Below are 14,748 nucleotides of genomic sequence, written 5' to 3'. Positions count from 1 at the left end.
CTGCCCTTTTCCCCTCCTGTCCCGGAAGACAAGGACCGCAGGCCATGGCCCGCCCCACCCCGCGTGCCCGCACGCTCTCGCAGAACTTCCTCGCCGACCGCGCCACCGCCGAACGGGTCGCGCGCCTCGCCGCCCCCGACCGGGGGCGCCCGCCGCTGCTGCTCGAAGTGGGCGCGGGCGACGGCGCCCTCACCGAGCCGCTCGCCCGCCGCAGCCGCGAGCTGCACGCCTACGAGATCGACCCCCGGCTCGTCCCCGGGCTCCGCGCCCGTTTCGCGCACCGCCCCCACGTCCACGTCGTCGCCGGTGACTTCCTCACCGCCCGGCCCCCGCGCACCCCGTTCGCCGTCGCCGGGAACGTGCCCTTCTCGCGCACCGCCGCCATCGTCGACTGGTGCCTGTCCGCACCCGGCCTCACCGACGCCACCCTCATCACCCAGCTCGAATACGCCCGCAAACGCACCGGCGACTACGGCCGCTGGACCCTGCTCACGGTGCTGACCTGGCCGCGCCACGAGTGGCGGCTGGTGGGCCGGGTGGGCCGGCACCGCTTCCGCCCGGCGCCGCGCGTCGACGCCGGCATCCTGCGGATCGAACGCCGTCCCGCTCCGCTGCTCACCGGTGCCGCCCGCCGCGGCTGGGCGGACCTGGTGGAGCTGGGCTTCTCGGGCGTCGGCGGCTCGCTGCACGCGTCCCTGCGCCGCGCCCACCCCCGGCGCCGGGTGGACGCGGCGTTCCGGGCCGCCCGGCTCGATCCCGGGACCCTCGTCGGCGAGGTCGCGCCCGACCGGTGGCTGCGGCTGCACGAGGAGCTGACGGCATGAGGCGAAACTGGTTGCACGAGACGTCTCGTCTCGCGTACGGTACGGACATGACCACTCGCCCCGCGCACATCGCCATGTTCTCCATCGCCGCACACGGCCACGTGAACCCCAGCCTGGAGGTGATCCGCGAACTCGTCGCGCGAGGGCACCGGGTGACGTACGCGATCCCGCCGCTCCTTGCGGGCAAGGTCGCCGAGGCGGGCGCCGAACCCAAGCTCTGGAACAGCACGCTGCCCGGCCCCGACGCCGACCCGGAGGCGTGGGGGAGCACCCTGCTGGACAACGTGGAGCCCTTCCTGGACGACGCCATCCAGGCGCTCCCGCAGCTCGCCGAGGCGTACGAGGGGGACGAGCCGGACCTGGTCCTGCACGACATCGGCTCCTACGCCGCCCGCGTCCTGGGCCGCCGCTGGGACGTGCCCGTGATCTCCCTGTCGCCCTGCATGGTCGCCTGGGAGGGGTACGAGCAGGAGGTCGGCGAGCCGATGTGGGAGGAGCCGCTGAAGACCGAACGCGGGCAGGCCTACTACGCCCGCTTCCGCGCCTGGCTGGCGGAGAACGGGATCACCGACCACCCCGACCCGTTCGTCGGCCGCCCCGACCGCTCCCTGGTGCTGATCCCCAAGGCGCTCCAGCCCCAGGCCGACCGGGTGGACGAGACGACGTACACCTTCGTCGGCGCCTGCCAGGGGGACCGCACCGCCGAGGGCGGCTGGACCCGTCCCGAGGGCGCCGAGAAGGTCGTCCTCGTCTCCCTGGGGTCCGCCTTCACCAAGCAGCCCGGGTTCTACCGGGAGTGCGTCCGGGCCTTCGGCGAGCTGCCCGGCTGGCACACCGTGCTCCAGGTGGGCCGGCACATCGACCCGGCCGAGCTGGGCCACGTACCGGACACCGTGGAAGTGCGCACCTGGGTGCCGCAGTTGGCGGTCCTCCAGCAGGCCGACCTGTTCGTCACCCACGCGGGCGCGGGCGGCAGCCAGGAGGGCCTGGCGACCGCCACGCCGATGATCGCCGTACCGCAGGCCGCGGACCAGTTCGGCAACGCCGACATGCTCCAGGGCCTCGGCGTCGCCCGCACGATCCCCACTGAGGAGGCCACCGCCGAGGCGCTGCGCGCCGCCGCCCTCGCCCTGGTCGACGACCCGGAGGTGGCGGCGCGCCTGAAGGAGATCCAGGCGCAGATGGCCCAGGAGGGCGGCACCCGGCGGGCCGCCGACCTCATCGAGGCCGAACTGGCCGCCGCGCGGGGCTGATTCCCCGCCGCACACCGCAGGGCCTGCCGGTTCCCCCGGAACCGGCAGGCCCTGCGGCCGTGGTGGCGCGCCGGTCAGACCCCGACCGGCTCACCCCGTTCCCCGCGCTCGCCCTCGCCGTCCCGCACCGGTGCCGCGATCGTTTCGGGCGACTCGTCGTGGGTCAGGTCCGGCAGCCGGTGCAGCCACTTGGGCAGGTACCAGTTGCGCTCGCCGAGCAGGGACATCACGGCCGGAAGCAGCACGCCCCGGATGATCGTCGCGTCGATCAGCACGGCCGCCGCCAGGCCCACCCCCATCTGCTTCATCGACTGCATGGACAGCGTGCCGAAGATGGCGAACACCGCGACCATGATGACGGCGGCGCTGGTGACGACCCCCGCCGTGGTGACCACGCCGTGCCGGATGGCATCCCGGGTGGAGCGACCGCGCAGCCGGGCCTCGCGGATCCGGGAGACCACGAACACGTGGTAGTCCATCGACAGGCCGAACAGGATCACGAAGAGGAACAGCGGCAGCCACGTGATGATGGCGCCCACGCCCTCGGCGCCGACCAGCGAGGCGCCCCAGCCGTGCTGGAAGACGGCGACCAGGATGCCGTACGCCGCGCCCACCGACAGCAGGTTGAGCACGATCGAGGTGAGCGCGATCGTCAGCGAGCGGAACGACAGCAGCATCAGCAGGAAGGCGAAGACCACGACGAAGGCGAAGACCGGCAGGACCGATCCGACGAGCTGGTCGTTGAAGTCCTTGTTGCCGGCCACCTGCCCGGTGACCGGGGCCTCGACGCCGTCGACCTTGCCCAGCGTCGCGGGCCGCACCTCGTCGCGCAGTGTGTCCAGGCTCTCGCCCGCCTTGTCCTGGTCGGAGCCGCCGACCAGCGGGACGTAAACCAGGGCGACGTTCTGCTCGTCGTGCAGGGTGATGTCCACCGGCCCGCGCGAGGCACCCGAACTGATCGCCCGCTCCCGGAAGTCGGCGAGGGCGGCCCGCACCTCGGGCGCGTTGATGTCGTCGGCCTTCACGACCACCTCGGCCGGGTCGGAACCGCCGGGGAAGGCGTCGTTGACCCGGTTGTACGTCTGCACGATGGGCAGCGAGTCGCCGAACTCCTGGTCCAGCGTGAGGTTCTGCGTCTTCATGCCGAGGGCGGGCGCGGCCACGGCCAGCAGCGCGCCGACGGCGATCACGGCGGCCGGCAACGGCCGGGCCAGGACGCGCTTGAGCACGGCCGTCCAGAACCGGCTGCCCTCACCCGTGCCACCGCTCGGCCGGCGGCGGCGCAGGAACGGCACCCGGCCCTTCTCCACCCGCTCGCCCAGCAGGGACAGCAGCGCTGGAAGCACCGTCACGGAGCCGACCATGGCGACCGCGACCACCATCAGCGAGGCCAGGCCCATCGCCTCGAACTCGGCGATGCCGGTGAACAGCATGCCCGCCATCGCCACGCACACCGTCACACCCGAGACCACGATCGCCCGGCCACTGGTGGCGGCGGCGATCCTCAGCGCCGTCTGCGCGTCCCGTCCGGCGGCGCGCTCCTCGCGCTCCCGGCGCAGGTAGAACAGGCAGTAGTCGACGCCGACGGCCAGACCGACCAGCAGCATCACGGAGTTCGCGGTCTCGCTCATCGGCTGGACGTGGCTGACCAGGCCCATCAGACCGATGGTCGCCATGATCGCGGTGATCGCGAGCGCCACCGGGACCAGCGCCGCCACCAGCGCGCCGAACGCGACCAGCAGGATGCCGAGGGCCACCGGCACCGCCGAGTACTCGGCCTTCTTGAAGTCGTCGCCGAACGCGTCGTCGAACGTCTTCGCCATGCTGGCGCCGCCGATCTCCTCGATCCGCAGCGACTCGTGCGCGTCCTGGACGCCCTGGACCGCCTTCAGCACCGGCTCGACCCGCTCGCCCGCGGTGTCCGCGTCGCCGCGCATGTCGAACCGCACCAGCGCGCTGCGGCCGTCCTTCGAGATCGTCTTCGCGTCGTACGGCGAGGTCACGCCGGTGACCTCGCCGGTCTTCTCCACCGCCGCGACGACCGCGCCGACCGCGGCCCGGAACTCGGCGTCCGTGGCCTTCACATCACCGGACGTCGCCTGGATCAGGACCGTCTCACCGGCCGGCTCGTCGATCCCGGCGTCCTCGACGATCCTGGCGGCGGTGTGCGTCTCGCCCCCCATCTGGTCGCTGTCCTTGACGTCGACCCGGCCGGCCGCCGAACCGAGCCCCATCGCCAGGACGACGAACAGCACCCAGATCCCGACGGCGGCCCAGCGGTGCCGGGCACTCCAGCCGCCCGCCCGGGCGGCTATGCCCCGCACCCGTGTCTCTCGGTTCCCCATGACCGGCCTGCCCCCTCGTGAGCGGTGCCGGCCCCCTGCCGCCACCTTGCGTTTCGAAGGTATGGCCCGCATAAGGCCGTCGCGTCGTACTCCTCGGTGACGTGCGGCGGCCCCGCCCTCATCCCTCCGTATCGCCGCCCTCACCGCTGAGGAGGACACCGGTCCCTTACATCTACCGGGGACGCCGGGGAGCGGGGCCGGCCCCATGGAAAGGTTGTTGATTGAGTCACAGGGGCGTGGAGTGGTTGAACCCCGCGCGCCGTATCGGCGAGAGTGGCGCGCACGTCCGCCCGGCGCGGGCCCGGCCGTCGTGCCCACCCCCACGGGGCACGACGGCCGTTCTATGGTGTGCGGATGACGACCATGTACGCGGCGCTGCTGCGCGGGATCAACGTGGGCGGCAGCAGGAAGGTCCCGATGGCCGACCTGCGCGCGCTGCTGACCTCCCTCGGGCACGACGCCGTACGCACCCATCTGCAGAGCGGGCAGGCCGTCTTCGCCTCCGCCCACGGCGACGAGGACTCGCTGGCCGCGGAGTTGACGGAGGCGATCGGGAAGCGGTTCGGTTTCCCGGTGGACGTGATCGTGCGCGACCACGCCTACCTCAAGGGGATCGTCGAGGCGTGCCCCTTCCCGGCCGCCGAGCTGGAGGCCAGGCAGCTGCACGTCACCTACTTCTCCGCGCCGGTCGACCAGGAGCGTTTCGCGGCGATCGACGCACCGGCCTTCCGCCCCGAGGAGTTCCGCCTCGGCGACCGCGCCCTGTACCTCTACGCGCCGGACGGCCTGGGCCGCTCCAAGCTCGCCGAGGCCCTCGCCAAGCCCCGGGTCACCAAGGGCGTGATCGCCACCAGCCGCAACTGGAACACGGTCACCAAGCTCGTGGAGCTGACGGGTCCCTGACCGGCGCCCGCCCTCAGACCCCTCAGGCCCCTCACACCCTCAGGCCCCGACCGCCAGGGCCACCGGCATCCGCGCCGCGTCGTACCGCTCCAGCAGGACCCGCGCCACCTCCGGCGCCGGACCCAGCACGTCCGCGAGCACATCCGCGCCGGCCGCGCCCCGCGCGATGCGGTCCGGCAGGAACCCGGGCGCCAGGACGTACGGGGCGACGGCGACCCGCGCACAGCCCAGCTCGCGCAGCCGCCGTACCGCGTCCTCGGTGCGCGGAAGGGATGCGGAGGCGAACGCAGGCCGCACGGCGCACCAACCGGTGTGCCGCCACTCCCGCGCGATATCAGCGATCACTGCGATCGCCTCCGGGTCGGAGGACCCCGCCGAGGCCAGCACGACCCCGGTCGAGGACTTGTCGGCGGGCGTCAGACCCGCCTCGTACAGGCGCCGCTCCAGCGCCGACAGCAGCAGCGGCGAGGGGCCGAGCACCTCGGCCTGCCGGATCCTGAGGCGCGGCGGCGCCGCCGCCAGGACCGCGGGGATGTCCGCCTTGGCGTGGAAGGCGCGGGTCAGCAGCAGCGGGAGGGCCACCACGTCCCGCACGCCCTCCGCGTCCAGGGACTCGAGCAGCCCCTGCACCGAGGGGACGTTGAAGTCCAGGAAGCCGGTCTCCACCCGCACGTCCGGGCGCAGCGCCCTGACCCGGCGGACCAGGGCGTGCACGGTCGCGGCGTGCCGCGGGTCGCGGCTGCCGTGGGCGACGACCAGGAGGACGGGGCGGACCGGCGCGGACATGGCGTACCTCAGCCCTTCACCAGCAGACCGCGGCTGCGCAGCACCCAGCGCTCCAGCGGGCTGAAGATCAGCAGGTCGATGGCGATGCCGACGATCAGGATGAGCAGGATGGCCTCGAAGACCATGGCCATGTCGCTGGCGTTGCGGCCGTTCTCCAGCAACTGCCCGAGGCCCACCCCGAGGTCGGGGAAGGAGGCGATGATCTCGGCGGCCATCAGCGAGCGCCAGGAGAACGCCCAGCCCTGCTTGAGCCCCGCGACATAGCCGGGCAGCGCGGCCGGCAGCACGATGTGCCAGGTGCCCTTCAGCCCCGTCGCGCCCAGGGTGCGGCCCGCGCGCAGGAAGATCGGGGAGACCTGGTCGACGCCGGACACCAGGCCGTTGGCGATGGAGGGCACCGCGCCCAGCAGGATGACGGCGTACATCATCGAGTTGTTCAGGCCCAGCCAGATCACGGCCGGCGGCACCCAGGCCACCGACGGCAGCGACTGGAGGCCGGACAGGATCGGGCCGATCGCCGCGCGCACGAACTTCACCCGCGCCACCAGCAGCCCCAGCGGGGTGCCGATGATCAGCGCGAAGCAGAAGCCGAGCAGGCCGCGCGAGACGCTGGTCCAGATGTAGCCGAGCAGTTCGCCCTGGAGCCAGGCCTGGTGGACCACGTCCCACACGTCGGAGGGGGCGGGCAGCTTGGACGGGTCGTCGACGATCTCGAAGGAGACCAGGGCCTGCCATACCGCGAGGATCAGCAGGACCGCGACGGTGGGCGGCAGGATCTTCTCGACGAAGGTCTGCCGCAGCGGGGTGCGGCCCTGCTGCACCGACTCCAGTGCGTCCAGGCCCGCCTCCAGACCGGCGAGGTCGCCGCCGTCCCGCGCGCCTCGGTCCCCGGCGGGACGCGTCGTGTCAGTGCTGGCCATGGCGGCGGATCTCCCCACGCAGTTCTTCGGTGATCTCGACGGACAGCTCCGCCACGGCGGTGTCCTCGATGCGGCGCGGCTGCGGGATGCCGACCGTCCACTCGCGCGCCACGCGCCCGGGGCGGGAGGACAGCAGCACCACGCGCTCGGCCAGCCGCACGGCCTCGCGGACGTTGTGCGTCACGAACAGGACGGACAGCCGCGTCTCGCGCCAGATACGGGTCAGCTCGTCGTGCAGCACGTCCCGCGTGATGGCGTCCAGCGCCGCGAACGGCTCGTCCATCAGCAGCAGCTTGCTCTCCTGGGCGAGCGCCCGGGCCATCGCGACCCGCTGGCGCATCCCGCCCGACAGCTCGTGCACCCGCTTGCGGTACGCGCCCTTCAGCCGGACGAGTTCGAGCAGCTCCTCGGCCTTCTCGCGGCGTTCGGCCTTGGGCACGCCCCGCAGCCTGAGGGCGAGTTCGATGTTCTTGCCCGCGGTCAGCCACGGGAACAGGGCGTGCTCCTGGAACATCAGGGCCGGCCGTCCGTCCGTGCTGATGCCGCCCGCGCTGGGCTTGTCCAGGCCCGCCACCAGGTTCAGCAGCGTGGACTTGCCGCAGCCGGAGGCTCCCAGGAGGGTGACGAACTCGCCGGGCGCGACATCGAGGGTGATGTCGTCCAGGACGAGCTGCTGCCCGGCGGGGCCCGCGAAGGACTTCGAGACGTGCTCGATCCGGGCGGCGTACGCGGCCGGCTCGGTGCCGTCGTCGGCCTTGGCGAGGGTCGTGGTCGTGGCCATGGTCGTCACCTCCTGGGTGGTCGGTTCCGGGCTCTACTCGACGCCGAGACCGGCGTCGTCGACCGCGGGCTTGCCCTTGGCCTTGAGGACCTTGTTGAGCGGCTTCAGGTCGTAGATGCCGGTCAGGTCGGGCTTGTCCAGCAGACCGGCCTTGACGGCGTGCTCCGCCTGGGCGTCGAGGGTGGCGGCCAGCGGGTCGTCGGTGACCTCGATCGACTTCCACGCCGGGTCCAGGACCTTGGGCGGCAGCGCCTTGCCCGTGTCCTTCTCGAGCTGCTTGTTGGCCGCGGCCTTCGCCTCGTCCGGGTTGGCCTTGATCCACTCGTTGGTGTCGACCGATGCCTTCAGGACGGCTTCGACGGCCTTCGGGTGCTCCTTCAGGAACTTCTGCGACACGATGATGTTCGTGATCACGAACTTCTTGTCCGGCCACAGCGTCGACTCGTCCAGCAGCACCTTGCCGCCCTCGGCGACCAGCTTGGAGGCGGTCGGCTCCGGCACCCAGGCGCCGTCCAGCGAGCCGGACTTGTAGGCGTCCGGGGTGACCTTGTTGTCGCTGCGGACGACGGTCACGTCGCCCTTGCCGCTCTGCGCGTCGACCTTCCAGCCCTGCTCGGCGATCCAGTTGAGGAACGCCACGTCCTGCGTGTTGCCGAGCTGCGGGGTCGCGATGCGCTTGCCCTTGACGTCCTTCAGGGACTTGATCTTGTCGGGGTTCACCACCAGCTTCACGCCGCCGGAGGCCGAACCGCCGATGATCCGCAGGTTCTTGCCGTCCGACTTCGTGTAGCCGTTGATCGAGGGGGAGGGGCCGATCCAGCCGATGTCGACGGAGCCCGAGTTCAGCGCCTCGATCTCGGACGGGCCCGCGTTGAAGGTCGCGTACTTGGCCTCGGTCGCGCCCAGCGCCTTCTGGAAGAAGCCCTTCTGGTTCCCGACCAGGGCGGTGGCGTGGGTGACGTTGCCGAAGTAGCCGATGCGGACGGAGTCGAGTCCGTCGATCTTCTCGGCGCCCGCGGCGACCTCGGCGGTGCCGTCGTCCTTCGCCTCGGAGCCGTACCCGCAGGCGGCGAGGGTCAGGAGCGGCAGGGCGGCTATGACCGCGAGGGTGCGGCGCAGAGCGGTGGTGGCAGGCACGGGAGGTGTTCCTCTCGTTGGTCCGGCACTCACGCCTGTCGGTTCGTCCGAGGTGTCAGGTCGCGGCCGGGAGGTCGGCAGGTCTTCGGCTGTGCGGGTGGGGGGTGTGGGCGCGCATGCGGTGCGCGTACGTCAGCGCGCACATCGCGCCACTCCGCCCTGCCCGCTGCCGAGGGCGCCGCTGCCGACGCGGCCGCCCTCCTTGGCGAATGTGGAGTAGAAGTCGGGGGAAGCCATGCTCAGAAGTCCCACCCGTCGTCGTCGGCCGGGTTCTTGACCGGCTCCGGGGCGGCGAAGGACTCACCGGCCATGCCGGCCGTGAGGGTGGTGCCGTCGCTCGGGTCGATCAGGATGAAGGAGCCGGTGCGCCGCGAGTCGGCGTAGGAGTCGGCGGGCAGCGGCTCGGCGGTGCGGATCTTCACGCGGCCGATGTCGTTGGCGACGAGCTGCCCGGGGTGCGGGTGCAGGGACAGGTCGTCCAGGGTGAGCCGGGCCGGGATGTCCTTGACGATCGCCTTGACGGTGCGGGTGCCGTGCTTGAGCAGCACCCGGTGCCCCACGGTGAGCGGGGCGTCGGCGACGTGGCAGACGGTGGCCTCGACGTCCTGGCTGGTGGCCGGGGCGTCCTCGCTCGGCACGATCAGGTCGCCGCGGGAGACGTCGATGTCGTCCTCCAGCAGCAGCGTCACCGACTGCGGTGTCCAGGCGGCCTCGACCGGCTCGCCGAGCAGGTCGATGCCGGACACCTTCGAGGTGCGGCCGGAGGGCAGCACGGTCACCTCGTCGCCGACGCGGAAGGTGCCGGCGGCGATCTGGCCCGCGTAGCCGCGGTAGTCGGGGTGCTCGGCGGTCCGCGGCCGGATCACGTACTGCACGGGCAGCCGGGCGTGGCAGTGCGCCAGGTCGTGGCTGACCGGCACGGTCTCCAGGTGCTCCAGCACGGTCGGGCCGCCGTACCAGTCCATGACGGCCGACGCCTCCACCACGTTGTCGCCCGCCAGGGCCGAGATGGGGATCGCGGTGACCTCCGGGACGCCCAGCTCGGTGGCGTACGCCGTGAACTCCTCGGCGATGGCCGCGAACACGGACTCCCGGTAGTCGACCAGGTCCATCTTGTTGACGGCGAGGACGACGTGCGGGACGCGCAGCAGGGCGGCGATCGCGGCGTGCCGGCGGGTCTGCTCGACGACGCCGTTGCGGGCGTCGACCAGGATCACCGTCAGCTCGGCCGTGGAGGCGCCGGTGACCATGTTCCGGGTGTACTGCACGTGCCCGGGGGTGTCGGCCAGGATGAACCGGCGGCGCGGGGTGGCGAAGTAGCGGTAGGCCACGTCGATGGTGATGCCCTGCTCGCGCTCGGCCCTGAGGCCGTCGGTGAGCAGCGCGAGGTCCGGGGTGTCCTGGCCGCGGCTCGCGGAGGCGCGCTCGACGGCCTCCAGCTGGTCGGTGAGGACCGACTTGGAGTCGTGCAGGAGACGGCCGACCAGCGTGGACTTGCCGTCGTCGACCGATCCGGCGGTGGCGAACCGCAGCAGGGTCGTCTCCGACAGCTGCCAGACCGACAGCGGCTCGACGGGTTCAGTGGTGCTGGTCATGTCTAGAAGTACCCCTCGCGCTTGCGGTCTTCCATCGCGGCCTCGGACATCTTGTCGTCGGCGCGGGTGGCGCCGCGTTCGGTGAGCCGGGTGACGGCGATCTCGGCGATGACCTTCTCGATGGTGTCGGCGTCGGAGTCGACGGCGCCGGTGCAGGACATGTCGCCGACGGTGCGGTAGCGCACCCGCCGCTTCTCGGTCCTCTCGCCGTCCTTCGGGCCGCCCCACTCCCCGGCCGTCAGCCACATGCCGGAGCGGGCGAACACCTCGCGCTCGTGGGCGTAGTAGATCTGCGGCAGCTCGATGCCCTCGCGGGCGATGTACTGCCACACGTCCAGCTCGGTCCAGTTGGACAGCGGGAAGACCCGGACGTGCTCGCCCGGGGCGTGCCGGCCGTTGTACAGGTTCCACAGCTCGGGGCGCTGGCGGCGCGGGTCCCACTGGGAGAACTCGTCCCGCAGCGAGAACACCCGCTCCTTGGCGCGGGCCTTCTCCTCGTCGCGGCGCCCGCCGCCGAAGACGGCGTCGAACTTCTCCGCCTGGATCTTCTCGGTCAGCGGCAGCGTCTGGAGGGGGTTGCGGGTGCCGTCCGGGCGCTCCTTGAGCACCCCGCGGTCGATGTAGTCCTGCACGGAGGCGACGTGCAGGCGCAGCCCGTGCCGCTCGACCGTGCGGTCGCGGTAGTCGAGCACCTCGGGGAAGTTGTGCCCGGTGTCCACGTGCAGCAGGGAGAACGGCACGGCCGCCGGGGCGAACGCCTTCAGCGCCAGGTGGAGCATCAGGATCGAGTCCTTGCCGCCGGAGAAGAGGATCACCGGCCGCTCGAACTCGCCCGCCACCTCGCGGAAGATGTGCACGGCCTCCGATTCGAGGGCGTCGAGGTGGGAGAGGGCGTACGGGCCCGCCGTACCCTCCCGCGCCGCTTCGGCGGTCGTCGTCATGCCAGTCCCCTTTCGGTGAGCAGGGCGTGGACCGCCGCGGCGGACTCCTGAACGGTCTGGTCCTGCGACTCGATGCGCAGGTCGGGCTTGACGGGCTCCTCGTACGGGTCGTCCACCCCGGTGAGCCCCGTCAGCTCACCCGCGGCCTGCTTGGCGTACAGGCCCTTCACGTCGCGCACCGAGCACACCTCGACGGGCGTGGCCACGTGCACCTCGACGTACGCCGTGCCGTTCGCCTCGTGACGCTCGCGCACCGCGTCCCGGCTGTCCGCGTACGGCGCGATCACCGGGACCAGCGCCGTGACGCCGTTGCGGGCGAGCAGTTCGGCGACGAACCCGATGCGCTGCACGTTGGTGTGCCGGTCCGCGCGGTCGAAGCCGAGGCCCGCCGAGAGGAACTCGCGGATCTCGTCGCCGTCGAGCAGCTCGACGCGCCGGCCCTCCTCACGCAGGCGGTCGGCCAGCGCGCGGGCGATGGTGGTCTTGCCGGCGCTGGGCAGCCCCGTGAGCCAGACGGTGGCTCCGGTCGTCACGTGGTTCTCCCTGGAAATCGAGGGGCCGGTGGTCGTCGGTCCGGTGGTGGTCGTCATGTCAGCCGTGCAGTCCGCACTCGGTCTTGGAGCGGCCCGCCCAGCGTCCGGCGCGGGCGTCCTCGCCCTCCAGCACCCGGCGGGTGCAGGGGGCGCAGCCCACGGAGGCATAACCGTCCGTCAGCAGCGGGTTGGTGAGGACGCCGTGCTCGGTGACGTACGCCTGCACGTCCTCCTGCGACCACTTCGCGATGGGCGAGATCTTCACCTTGCCCCGCTTCTCGTCCCAGCCGACGACCGGCGTGTTCGCCCGGGTCTCCGACTCGTCGCGGCGCAGCCCGGTCGCCCAGGCCTGGTAGCCCTTCAGACCCTCCTCCAGCGGCTTCACCTTGCGCAGCGCGCAGCACAGGTCGGGGTCGCGGTCGTGCAGCCGCGGTCCGTACTCGGCGTCCTGCTCGGCGACGGTCTGGCGCGGGGTGAGCGTGATGACGTTGACGTCCATCACGGCCTCGACCGCGTCGCGGGTGCCGATGGTCTCCGGGAAGTGGTAGCCGGTGTCGAGGAACACCACGTCCACGCCGGGCAGGGCGCGGGAGGCGAGGTGGGCGACGACCGCGTCCTCCATCGAGGAGGTCACGCAGAACCGGTCGCCGAAGGTCTCGGCCGCCCACTGGAGGATCTCCAGCGCGGTGGCGTCCTCCAGCTCACGGCCCGCCCGCTCGGCGAGCGCCTTGAGGTCCTCGGCCGTACGCTCTTCCTGAATCGCCGTCATATCGGTTCCCCTCCCGTGGAGTCGGGCTGAAGACCCCGGGCGAGCAGCCCGAGGAACTTCAACTGGAAGGCGCGGTTGCACGCCCCGCATTCCCAGGCGCCGTGGCCCTGCTCGCCCGGACGCAGGTCCTCGTCGCCGCAGTAGGGGCAGTAGAAGGGCGCGGCGCGCTCGCTCACGACAGGGCCTCCTCGGAGGCCCGGGCCGCCCAGGTGGCGAACCGCTCGCCGTCCTCGCGCTCGGCCCGGTAGCGCTTGAGGACGCGCTCCACGTAGTCCGGCAGCTCCTGGGCGGTGACCTTCAGGCCGCGCACCTTGCGCCCGAAGCCGGCCTCCAGGCCGAGGGCGCCGCCCAGGTGCACCTGGTAGCCCTCGACCTGCTCGCCGTGCTCGTCCAGCATGAGCTGGCCCTTGAGACCGATGTCCGCGGTCTGGATGCGGGCGCAGGCGTTCGGGCAGCCGTTGAGGTTGATGGTGAGGGGCTCGTCGAAGTCCGGGAGGCGGCGCTCCAGCTCGTCGATGAGCGAGGCGCCGCGCGCCTTGGTCTCGACGATGGCGAGCTTGCAGAACTCGATGCCGGTGCAGGCCATGGTGCCCCGCCGGAAGGTGGAGGGCCTGGCGGTGAGGTCCAGCGCCTCCAGGGACTCGACCAGCGAGTCGACCCGCCCCTCCTCGACGTCGAGAACGATCATCTTCTGCTCGACCGTGGTGCGCACCCGGCCCGAGCCGTGCGCCTCGGCCAGGTCGGCGACCTTGCTCAGGATCGTGCCGTCGACGCGGCCCACGCGCGGGGCGAAGCCGACGTAGTAGCGGCCGTCCTTCTGCCGGTGCACGCCGATGTGGTCGCGCCAGCGGCTGGTGGGCTCGGCGGGCGCCGGGCCGTCGGTCAGCTTCCGCTTCAGGTACTCGTCCTCGAGCACCTGGCGGAACTTCTCCGCGCCCCAGTCGGCGACCAGGAACTTCAGGCGGGCGCGGTTGCGCAGCCGCCGGTAGCCGTAGTCGCGGAAGATGGAGATGACGCCCTCGTAGACGTCGGGCACGTCGTCGATCGGCACCCAGGCGTTCAGCCGCACGCCCAGCTTGGGGTTGGTGGACAGGCCGCCGCCGACCCACAGGTCGAAGCCCGGCCCGTGCTCGGGGTGCTCGACGCCGACGAAGGCCACGTCGTTGATCTCGTGCACCACGTCGAGGACCGGCGACCCGGAGATCGCGGTCTTGAACTTGCGGGGGAGGTTCGAGTACGCCGGGTTGTTCAGGACCCGGCGCTTCATCTCCTCCAGGGCCGGCGTGCCGTCGATGATCTCGTCCTCGGCGATGCCCGCCACCGGGGAGCCGATCATCACGCGGGGCGTGTCGCCGCAGGCGGTCACCGTGGACAGGCCGACGGCCTCCAGGCGGTTCCAGATCTCCGGCACGTCCTCGATGCGGATCCAGTGGTACTGGACGTTCTGCCGGTCGGTGATGTCGGCCGTGCCGCGCGCGAACTCCTGCGAGATCTCCCCGACGACGCGCAGCTGGGCGGTGGTCAGCGCGCCGCCGTCGATGCGGACGCGGAGCATGAAGTAGCGGTCGTCCAGCTCCTCCGGCTCCAGGATCGCGGTCTTGCCGCCGTCGATGCCCTGGCGACGCTGGGTGTACAGCCCCCACCAGCGCATCCGGCCGCGCAGGTCACCGGGGTCGATCGAGTCGAAACCGCGCTTGGAGTAGATCGTCTCAATACGTGTCCGAACGTTGAGACCGTCGTCGTCCTTCTTGGTCTGCTCGTTGGCGTTGAGCGGGGTGAAGTGCCCGGCCGCCCACTGGCCCTCGCCGCGGTGACGGCTCACCTTGCGGCGCGGGGTCGCGGCAGCGGGCTTCGGCGGGGTGGCGGCCATGGTTTGACACGTCCTTTGGAGACAGGCGGAAAATGCTCTGACCTGCGCGCACGGCGCATGGCACTACGTGGGCATACGTGAGACACGTGTG

The 14,748-nt window shown here is 71.9% G+C and carries 14 protein-coding genes; 3 read left to right on the top strand and 11 right to left on the bottom strand.

From position 1 onward, the window contains the following. Positions 1 to 44: 44 nt before the first annotated feature. Both erm(O) and mgt read left to right on the top strand, forming a co-directional pair. A complete protein-coding gene (erm(O), locus tag ACIRGB_RS08930) occupies positions 45 to 824 on the top strand; it encodes a 23S rRNA (adenine(2058)-N(6))-methyltransferase Erm(O) (RefSeq protein ID WP_403860437.1) in 780 nt (259 codons plus the stop codon). Then, positions 821 to 2,077, top strand: coding sequence for a macrolide-inactivating glycosyltransferase (gene mgt / locus ACIRGB_RS08925; RefSeq protein WP_403860434.1), 1,257 nt, complete (start codon positions 821 to 823; stop codon positions 2,075 to 2,077). The genes erm(O) and mgt overlap by 4 nt, the downstream gene beginning before the upstream one ends. A 74-nt stretch (positions 2,078 to 2,151) precedes the next feature. On the opposite strand, the gene ACIRGB_RS08920 is transcribed toward mgt, so the two are convergent. Continuing rightward, a complete protein-coding gene (locus ACIRGB_RS08920; protein WP_403860431.1) occupies positions 2,152 to 4,422 on the bottom strand; it encodes an MMPL family transporter in 2,271 nt (756 codons plus the stop codon). A gap of 354 nt (positions 4,423 to 4,776) precedes the next feature. On the opposite strand from ACIRGB_RS08920, the gene ACIRGB_RS08915 reads away from it, so the two are divergent. Continuing rightward, on the top strand, positions 4,777 to 5,325 hold the full coding sequence (locus tag ACIRGB_RS08915; protein ID WP_403860429.1) for a DUF1697 domain-containing protein: 549 nt from the start codon (positions 4,777 to 4,779) through the stop codon (positions 5,323 to 5,325). A 39-nt stretch (positions 5,326 to 5,364) separates the two neighbouring features. On the opposite strand, the gene ACIRGB_RS08910 is transcribed toward ACIRGB_RS08915, so the two are convergent. The 10 genes from ACIRGB_RS08910 to sirA form a co-directional block, all read right to left on the bottom strand. Further along, positions 5,365 to 6,111: a sirohydrochlorin chelatase gene (locus ACIRGB_RS08910; RefSeq protein WP_403860426.1), complete on the bottom strand. Its 747-nt coding sequence runs from the start codon at positions 6,109 to 6,111 to the stop codon at positions 5,365 to 5,367. 8 nt (positions 6,112 to 6,119) lie between these two features. Next, a complete protein-coding gene (locus ACIRGB_RS08905; protein WP_403860424.1) occupies positions 6,120 to 7,031 on the bottom strand; it encodes an ABC transporter permease in 912 nt (303 codons plus the stop codon). After that, positions 7,018 to 7,812, bottom strand: a complete 795-nt coding sequence (locus ACIRGB_RS08900) for an ABC transporter ATP-binding protein (RefSeq protein WP_403860421.1) — start codon at positions 7,810 to 7,812, stop codon at positions 7,018 to 7,020. Before ACIRGB_RS08900 ends, ACIRGB_RS08905 begins: the two co-directional genes overlap by 14 nt. Before the next feature lie 33 nt (positions 7,813 to 7,845). After that, on the bottom strand, positions 7,846 to 8,949 hold the full coding sequence (locus ACIRGB_RS08895; RefSeq protein WP_403860418.1) for an aliphatic sulfonate ABC transporter substrate-binding protein: 1,104 nt from the start codon (positions 8,947 to 8,949) through the stop codon (positions 7,846 to 7,848). Between the two features lie 239 nt (positions 8,950 to 9,188). Continuing rightward, entirely contained in the window at positions 9,189 to 10,544 is a 1,356-nt protein-coding gene (locus tag ACIRGB_RS08890) for a sulfate adenylyltransferase subunit 1 (protein ID WP_403860415.1), read from the bottom strand. Between the two features lie 2 nt (positions 10,545 to 10,546). Continuing rightward, on the bottom strand, positions 10,547 to 11,485 hold the full coding sequence (gene cysD / locus ACIRGB_RS08885) for a sulfate adenylyltransferase subunit CysD (protein WP_403860412.1): 939 nt from the start codon (positions 11,483 to 11,485) through the stop codon (positions 10,547 to 10,549). Beyond that, positions 11,482 to 12,075 carry an adenylyl-sulfate kinase gene (gene cysC, locus ACIRGB_RS08880; RefSeq protein ID WP_403860409.1) on the bottom strand — a complete coding sequence of 198 codons (594 nt, stop codon included), beginning with the start codon at positions 12,073 to 12,075 and terminating at the stop codon, positions 11,482 to 11,484. Before cysC ends, cysD begins: the two co-directional genes overlap by 4 nt. Position 12,076: 1 nt before the next feature. After that, the gene (locus tag ACIRGB_RS08875; protein ID WP_403860406.1) at positions 12,077 to 12,787 is read right to left on the bottom strand and encodes a phosphoadenylyl-sulfate reductase; all 711 of its coding nucleotides are present in this window, start codon (positions 12,785 to 12,787) and stop codon (positions 12,077 to 12,079) included. Beyond that, a complete protein-coding gene (locus tag ACIRGB_RS08870; protein WP_369180374.1) occupies positions 12,784 to 12,963 on the bottom strand; it encodes a hypothetical protein in 180 nt (59 codons plus the stop codon). Before ACIRGB_RS08870 ends, ACIRGB_RS08875 begins: the two co-directional genes overlap by 4 nt. Next, entirely contained in the window at positions 12,960 to 14,657 is a 1,698-nt protein-coding gene (sirA, locus tag ACIRGB_RS08865; RefSeq protein WP_403860403.1) for a sulfite reductase SirA, read from the bottom strand. Before sirA ends, ACIRGB_RS08870 begins: the two co-directional genes overlap by 4 nt. Positions 14,658 to 14,748: the final 91 nt, after the last annotated feature.

The organism is Streptomyces sp. NPDC102490, from assembly GCF_044765285.1.
Lineage (GTDB): Bacteria > Actinomycetota > Actinomycetes > Streptomycetales > Streptomycetaceae > Streptomyces.
The sequence above is the reverse complement of the archived record's forward strand: the minus strand, read 5'-3'. Positions and strand labels throughout refer to the sequence as shown.